General features: G+C 70.7%; 2 protein-coding genes. One reads left to right on the top strand and one right to left on the bottom strand.

Features of this window, described 5'->3' with window-relative positions; all coding sequences use genetic code 11:
• Positions 1–26: 26 nt before the first annotated feature.
• The gene (locus P2P98_RS02635) at positions 27–434 is read right to left on the bottom strand and encodes a glucose-6-phosphate dehydrogenase (RefSeq protein ID WP_275796941.1); all 408 of its coding nucleotides are present in this window, start codon (positions 432–434) and stop codon (positions 27–29) included.
• Positions 435–608: 174 nt separating this feature from the next.
• On the opposite strand from P2P98_RS02635, the gene P2P98_RS02630 reads away from it, so the two are divergent.
• Complete coding sequence (locus tag P2P98_RS02630; protein ID WP_275796940.1) at positions 609–2,060, top strand: flotillin family protein; 1,452 nt, start codon at positions 609–611, stop codon at positions 2,058–2,060.
• The last annotated feature ends 57 nt before the right edge of the window (positions 2,061–2,117 follow it).

Genomic DNA, 2,117 nt, shown 5'->3' with positions numbered 1-2,117 from the left:
CGACGGGGCGGTTCTTCGTGAGCGGGTCAGACGACCTGTGCGCCGCACATGCCGCAGTCGCCGCCCGCCGAGACCTCGACGAAGCAGTCGGGACACATGGTCCGCATCGGGCGGTCGGTGACCGCGACGGCCTTCGGGCTGCTCGGGCGCCGCTCCGCGCGGGGTGCCGCGGTGCGGGCGCGCTTGACGTCGACGGGTGCGGGCGGCGGGGGAGCGGCGGCGGGCTTGTGCGTCTCGCAGTAGAAGCGTACGAAGCCGCCGTGGTGCTTCGGATGGCGGTGCTTGACCGCCCAGAGCTCGGTGCGTTCGATCAGTTCGCCGGCCGTGCCGCACGCCACGCAGCGCGTGGGTTCGCCGGGAACCACGTCGGCAACGAGGACCGGAACGTCGAAGGCGATGGCATCCCTCCAGTCGGAGGAGGACACGATCTTCATGGGGGGCCCTTCCGGAGGCGGTTCGGGCCGCCTTCCTCTTAACGGTACGCCCCCGCCCGGGCCCGGTGCGACGGTTTCTCCTCCCTGAGGGGGTGGACATCGCCTCGGAGGCGGCCGATAGGTTGGAAAGAATTCCCCCGTACCGCTTCGTGCGGTGCCTGTCGAAGGAGAACCATGGAAATTGCTGCTCTGGGGGCGATCGGCATCGTCGTGGTCATCGCACTCGTCGTCGTCATCGTCGTCTTCCTCATCATCGCGGGGCTGATCCGCGGCTGGTACCGCGTCGCCAAGGCCGATGAAGCCCTGGTCATCGTGGGTAAGCGCCAGAGAGGCGCGGACGGCGAGTCGTCCCGCATCACCGTCATCACCGGTGGCGGCGCGATCGTCAACCCGCTCACGCAGCGCGGCGAGATGATCTCGCTGCGGGCTCGCCAGATCAAGATGGAGCCGACCGCTCAGTCGTCCAACGGCGTCACCGTCAACGTCAGCGGCGTCGCCCTCGTGAAGATCGGCTCGGACCCCGAATCGGTACGTCGTGCGGCCGAGCGTTTCGCTTCGCAGGACAAGGCCATCGAGCAGTTCACCACCGAGCAGCTCGAGGGTGCGCTCCGTGGCGTCGTCGCCACGCTGACGGTCGAGGAGCTCATGCGCGACCGTCAGCGTCTGTCGGATCAGATTGCCGAGGGCATCAAGGGCGACCTCTCGTCGCAGGGCCTGATCCTCGACTCGTTCCAGATCCAGGGCGTCACCGACGGCAACGGCTACATCGCCGCGCTCGGCGCGACGGAGGTCGAGCGCGTGAAGCGTGAGGCCGAGGTCGCCCGCATCAACGCCGTGCGTGAGATCCGCGCGCGCCAGATCGCGACCGACGAGGCGAACCTCATCGAGCAGACGAAGCTCGACAAGAACAGCGCCGCGGCCAAGGCCGAGGTCGGTCGCGCCAACGCGGAGGCCGAGCAGGCCGAGGCGCTCACGCGCGCGGAGCGGCGCCAGGCCGTTCTGCAGCAGGAAGCGCAGAACACGCAGGCGCGTCTGGAGTCCGAGGTCGCCCGCGTCGCCGACGCCGACCTGTACCAGCGCCAGAAGGATGCCGACGCCGAGGCGTACGCGCAGATCAAGGCGGCCGAGGCCCGCGCCCAGATCGCCGAGCAGGAAGCGGCCGCCGTCCGCGTGCGTGCCGAGGCCGACGCCCAGGCCGTCCGTTTGGCCGGTGAGGCCCGCGCCGAGGCGATCCGCGCCGAAGCCGAGGCGCTCTCGCACAACCAGGAGGCCCTGCTCGCGCAGCGCGCCCTGGAGTCGCTGGTGCCGATGATGGCGGAGTTCGCCAAGGGCTACGACCGCGTCGGCAACATCACGGTGCTGGGCGGAGAGGGAGCGAGCGGCCACCTGGCGACGGAGTCGGCAACGGGTCTGCGGTCGTCGTTCGAGGCGGTTCGGGCAGCGACCGGCATCGACCTGACGCAGATCATCCAGGGCCGCGCCGTCGCGGATGCGTTCGCGACGGCCCAGCGATCGGGGGAGAAGGCACCGGCCGCTGCGCCGTCGTTCCCCGCCCCGACCACGACCCCGGCCCCGACGGCCACGACGACCCCGACGACCCCGGCCGCGCCCGAGACCGAGGGCTGAGAGGCCGGATCGTGCCCGAGGCACCCGAAGTCGAGGCGCTCACGCTGTTCCTGCGTG

It is taken from the genome of Microbacterium sp. Kw_RZR3, from assembly GCF_029222405.1.
GTDB lineage: Bacteria > Actinomycetota > Actinomycetes > Actinomycetales > Microbacteriaceae > Microbacterium.
The sequence above is the reverse complement of the archived record's forward strand: the minus strand, read 5'-3'. Positions and strand labels throughout refer to the sequence as shown.